This is a genomic window from Streptomyces synnematoformans, from assembly GCF_039531005.1.
GTDB lineage: Bacteria > Actinomycetota > Actinomycetes > Streptomycetales > Streptomycetaceae > Streptomyces > Streptomyces synnematoformans.
Map to the genome: position 1 here is coordinate 1 of NZ_BAAAPF010000436.1, position 4,552 is coordinate 4,552.

Below are 4,552 nucleotides of genomic sequence, written 5' to 3' on the forward strand. Positions count from 1 at the left end.
GCCGGCCGGCCGCCGGTGGGACCCGGTCGCCGCCGGCTACGCCGCCCTGCTCGTCGCGGCGACCGCCGTCATCGGACGGGCCATCAACGACGACGGCATCCTGCACGTGCGCTGGCCGCCGCTGATCGCCACCTGGGAGCCGCACTACGGGCCCGGCACCCCCGCGGCGTTCGCCGTCGCCGCCGCCGTCGTCGCGTACGGGCCCCCGCTCGCCGACCGGCTGCCGTGGCGCCGGCTGCTGCCGGCGGCGTGGCTGACGGGGATGGCGTGGATCTGGTCCCTGGCGCTGATCGACGGCTGGCGGGACGGGGCCGCGGGGCGGCTGCTGAAGAAGAACGAGTACGCCGTGCCGGAGACCGTCGACCGCTTCGACGACCTGGGGCACGCCGTACGCACGTTCACGGACCACATCCTCATGGAGGCCCCGGACAACTGGCCCGCGCACATCGCCGGGCACCCGCCCGGCGCGATCCTCACGTTCGTCGGCCTGGACCGGGTGGGGCTCGGCGGCGGGGCGTGGGGCGCGGTCTTCTGCATCACCGTGGGCGCGTCCGCGGCGGTCGCGGCGCTGGTCGCGCTGCGGGCGCTGGGCGGCGAGGAGCGCGCGCGGCGGGCGGCGCCGTTCCTGGTGCTGGCGCCGTGGGCGATCTGGGCGGGGGTGTCCGCGGACGCCTACTTCGCCGCCGTGGCCGCCTGGGGCCTGGCGCTGCTGGCGCTGGCGGTGACCCGGACGGGCCGCCGCCCGGCGGTGGCGGGCGCGGGCGCGGGGCTGGTGCTGGTGTGGGCGCTGTACCTCTCGTACGGGCTGGCGCTGCTGGTGCTGCCGGTCGCCGCGGTGCTGTGGTGCGCCGCCCGGCGCGGGCCCGCGGGGCGGAGCGCGGTGCTGCGCGCGGTGCCGTGGGCGGTGCTGGGTGCGCTGCCGGTCGCGGTGGCCTTCACGGCGACCGGGTTCTGGTGGTACGAGGGCTACGACCTGCTGCACGAGCGCTACTACCAGGGCTGGGGCGGGGAGCGGCCGTACGCGTACTGGATCTGGGGGAACCTGGCCCTGGCGGCGGTCAGCGCGGGCCCCGCGGCGGTGGCGGGGGTCCGCCGCGCGCTGCGCACGGCCTGGTCCGAGCGCCGGAGGGCCGTCTCCACGTACGCCGTGGCGGCGATGGCGGTCGCCGGTCTTGCGTGCATCGTGGCGGCCGACCTCTCCGGGCTCAGCAAGGCGGAGACGGAGCGGATCTGGCTCCCGTTCACGCTCTGGCTGCTCCCGGCCGCCGCCCTCCTCCCGGACCGCGACCACCGCGCCTGGCTCACCGCGCAGGCCGCGGTGGCGCTCACCGTCAACCACCTCCTGCTCACCAGCTGGTGATCCCGCCCCCGCCGCGCTGCCGGCCGCGGCTGTCAGAGCGGCGGCGTACCGTCGTACATATGTGCCGAAGCATCAAGACCCTGCGCCCCCCGTACACCGACACCGTCACCGAGGACGACATGCGGGCGGCGGCCCTGCAGTACGTACGGAAGGTCTCCGGCTTCCGCCACCCCGCGCCGCACAACGCCGAGGCGTTCGACAAGGCGGTGGCGGAGGTCGCCGCGGTGACGCAGGAGCTGCTGGACTCCCTGGTGGTCCGCGGCGGGACCAAGGGCGCGGCGTAGCGCCGTCGGCGCGGCGCCGCCCGGGCGCCGACCCGGCGGTACGGGCCGGGGGCGGCGGGCCCGGACGTCCGCCGGACGTGGGCCGTGCGCCCGCGGAGCGGGCACGCCCGCTCACGCCCGGGGGCCGCTACTCCAGGACCAGCACCACGTGCTCGTCGTCCCCGTTCCAGTCGCTGTCCCCCGTCCGCCGGAAGCCGAGCTTCTCCAGCAGCCGCACCGAGCCCGTGTTGCCCACGTACGGGTCCGCGTACAGCGGGCGGTGGCGCTCCAGCTCCAGGAACCGGCCCACCGCCCGCGTGCCTATCCCCCGGCCCCAGAACTCCCGGCCGAAGACGTAGCCCAGGAACCGCCGGTCGCCGTCCCACCAGGCCACCACGCCCCCCGCGGTCCTCCCGTCGACGGCCACCGTCTGCACCAGGCAGGTCGGATCCCGCAGGATCGTCTCCCGCCAGTGCGTCATGAAGCGCTCCCGCTCGCGCGGCGGGAAGCGCGAGCGCCGCACATTCTCCGGATCGTGCTCGTGTGCGAGGAAGACCTCAAGATCCTCCTCGACCACGTCCCTCAGCCGTAGTTCCTCCGTCATGCCGCCGAGTCTGGCACCCGCCACTGACATCCCCCGGTCTTCTTGCTGAAGCTGTGAATCACTGCTTCAATCCTTCCCATGCCCTACCGGCGCACCCCCGCCGTCCAGGCGCGGCTGGACGACCGGCGGCGCGACCTCCTCGACGCCGCCCGCGCGCTCCTCGCCGACGAGGGCTACGCCGGCTGCACGGTCGCCGCCGTCGCCGCCCGGGCCCGTATCGCCACCGGCAGCGTCTACCGCCACTTCCCGAGCAAGTCCGTGCTCGCCGTCGAGCTGTTCCGCAGCGTCGTCACCGCCGAGGTCGCGGCCGTGTCCGCCGCCGCCCACCGGCCCGCGGACCCCGCCGAGGGCGTCGCCGCCGCCGCGGAGACGTTCGCGCGCCGGGCGCTGCGCCGCCCGCGGGTGGCGTACGCGCTGCTCGCCGAGCCCGTGGACCCCGCGGTCGAGACCGAGCGCCTGGTCTTCCGGCGGGCGTTCCGCGACGTGTTCGCCGCCCGCATCGCCGAGGGCACCGCCTCGGGGCGGCTGCCCCCGCAGGATCCGCCGCTGACCGCGGCCGCCCTCGTCGGGGCCTGCGCCGAGGCGCTGATCGGACCGCTGTCCGGCGCGGCCGCGGGCGGCCCCGGCCCGCATGCCCCCGTCCCCGGTCCGGACGGCCCCGGCCCCGGCACCCCCGCGCGCCTCGCCGCCTTCACCCGCAGAGCCCTGGGAGTCCCGCATGCCGACCACCCATGACGTCACCAACCAGCCCCCGCCCCTCACCTCCTACGACGTCGCCGCCTACCCCGCCCTCCTGGAGTCCCTCCGCACCCACGGCGCCGGCTGGGCCGAGGACGGCGTACGCGCGCTGGGGCTGCTCGCCGGGGGCGCGGAGGCGCAGGAGTGGGCCCGGCACGTCGAGGAGCATCCGCCCGTCCTGCGCACCCACGACCGCTACGGCCACCGCGTCGACGAGGTCGAGTTCCACCCGGACTGGCACGAGCTGATGCGTACCGCCGTCGCCCACGGCCTGCACGCCGCACCCTGGCGGTCGGGCACCCCCGGCGCGCACGTCGCGCGCGCCGCGAAGCTCTTCGTCTGGGGCCAGACCGACGCCGGCCACCTGTGCCCCGTCTCCATGACGTACGCGGCCGTCCCCGCGCTGCGCGCCGCGCCGGACCTCGCCGCCGCCTACGAACCCCTGCTGACCTCCGCCGCCTACGACTTCGGGCTGCGCCCGCCGACCGCCAAGGCCGGCCTGGTCGCCGGCATGTCGATGACGGAGAAGCAGGGCGGCTCCGACGTACGCGCCAACACCACCCGCGCCGTACCGGCCGGCGACGGCGACGGCCTGTACGCGCTCACCGGCCACAAGTGGTTCACCTCGGCGCCCATGTCCGACGTCTTCCTCACCCTCGCGCAGGCGCCCGGCGGCCTGTCCTGCTTCCTCGTCCCGCGCGTGCTGCCCGACGGCACCCGCAACGCGATCCGGCTCATGCGCCTGAAGGACAAGCTCGGCAACCGCTCCAACGCCTCCGCCGAGATCGAGTACGAGGGCGCGGCCGGCCGGCTCGTCGGCGCGGAGGGCGCGGGCGTGAAGACCATCATCAAGATGGTCAACATGACGCGGCTGGACTGCGCGCTCGCCACCGCCGGCGGCATGCGCCTCGGCGTCGCGCAGGCCCTCCACCACGCCCGGCACCGGCGGGCGTTCGGCAGGCGGCTCGCCGATCAGCCGCTGATGGCGAACGTGCTCGCGGACCTCGCCGTCGAGGCCGAGGCGGCGACGGTGGCGAGCATGCGGCTGGCCGGCGCCGTCGACCGCGGCGAGACGGGCACCGCCGACGAGCAGGAGACGCTGTTCCGGCGGATCGGCCTCGCGGTGACCAAGTACTGGGTGTGCAAGCGCGGTCCCGCGCACGCCGCCGAGGCGCTGGAGTGCCTCGGCGGCAACGGCTACGTCGAGGAGTCCGGCATGCCGAGGCTGTACCGGGAGGCGCCGCTGCCGTCGATCTGGGAGGGCTCCGGCAACGTCGCCGCGCTCGACGCGCTGCGCGCGATGGCGCGGCGGCCGGAGACGGTGACGGCGTTCTTCGCCGAGGTCGACGCCGCCGCGGGCGCCGACGCGCGGCTCGACGCGGCCGTGGTCCGGCTGCGCAAGGACCTGGCGGACGTGGCGGCGGCGGAGTACCGGGCGCGGCACGTGGTCGAGTCGATGGCGCTGGCGCTGCAGGGCGCGCTGCTGCACCGGCACGGCGACGCGGCGGTCGCGGACGCCTTCTGCGCCGCCCGCGCGGTCGGCTCCCGGGGCCTGGCGTTCGGCACGCTGCCGCCGGGGGCGGACAC

At 76.6% G+C, this 4,552-nt stretch carries 5 protein-coding genes; 4 read left to right on the forward strand and 1 reads right to left on the reverse strand.

From position 1 onward, the window contains the following. Together ABD317_RS33845 and ABD317_RS33850 are read left to right on the forward strand one after the other, a co-directional pair. Positions 1-1,360: hypothetical protein (locus ABD317_RS33845; RefSeq protein ID WP_344295154.1), on the forward strand; the 1,360-nt coding region annotated here is incomplete at its 5' end. 59 nt (positions 1,361-1,419) lie between these two features. After that, on the forward strand, positions 1,420-1,644 hold the full coding sequence (locus ABD317_RS33850; protein ID WP_344295156.1) for a DUF2277 domain-containing protein: 225 nt from the start codon (positions 1,420-1,422) through the stop codon (positions 1,642-1,644). Between the two features lie 127 nt (positions 1,645-1,771). Here ABD317_RS33850 and ABD317_RS33855 read toward each other — a convergent pair whose 3' ends face one another. After that, entirely contained in the window at positions 1,772-2,227 is a 456-nt protein-coding gene (locus tag ABD317_RS33855; RefSeq protein ID WP_344295158.1) for a GNAT family N-acetyltransferase, read from the reverse strand. 78 nt (positions 2,228-2,305) lie between these two features. On the opposite strand from ABD317_RS33855, the gene ABD317_RS33860 reads away from it, so the two are divergent. Both ABD317_RS33860 and ABD317_RS33865 read left to right on the forward strand, forming a co-directional pair. Continuing rightward, entirely contained in the window at positions 2,306-2,962 is a 657-nt protein-coding gene (locus ABD317_RS33860; RefSeq protein ID WP_344295160.1) for a TetR/AcrR family transcriptional regulator, read from the forward strand. Next, the coding region (locus tag ABD317_RS33865) for an acyl-CoA dehydrogenase family protein (protein ID WP_344295164.1) at positions 2,946-4,552 on the forward strand (1,607 nt) is incomplete at its 3' end. The genes ABD317_RS33860 and ABD317_RS33865, both read left to right, overlap by 17 nt.

Excerpts from the sequence above, each read along its gene's own strand:
- ABD317_RS33855 (WP_344295158.1), bottom strand. The coding sequence starts at position 2,227 with ATGACGGAGGAACTACGGCTGAGGGACGTGGTCGAGGAGGATCTTGAG.
- ABD317_RS33850 (WP_344295156.1), top strand. The coding sequence starts at position 1,420 with ATGTGCCGAAGCATCAAGACCCTGCGCCCCCCGTACACCGACACCGTC.
- ABD317_RS33860 (WP_344295160.1), top strand. The coding sequence starts at position 2,306 with ATGCCCTACCGGCGCACCCCCGCCGTCCAGGCGCGGCTGGACGACCGG.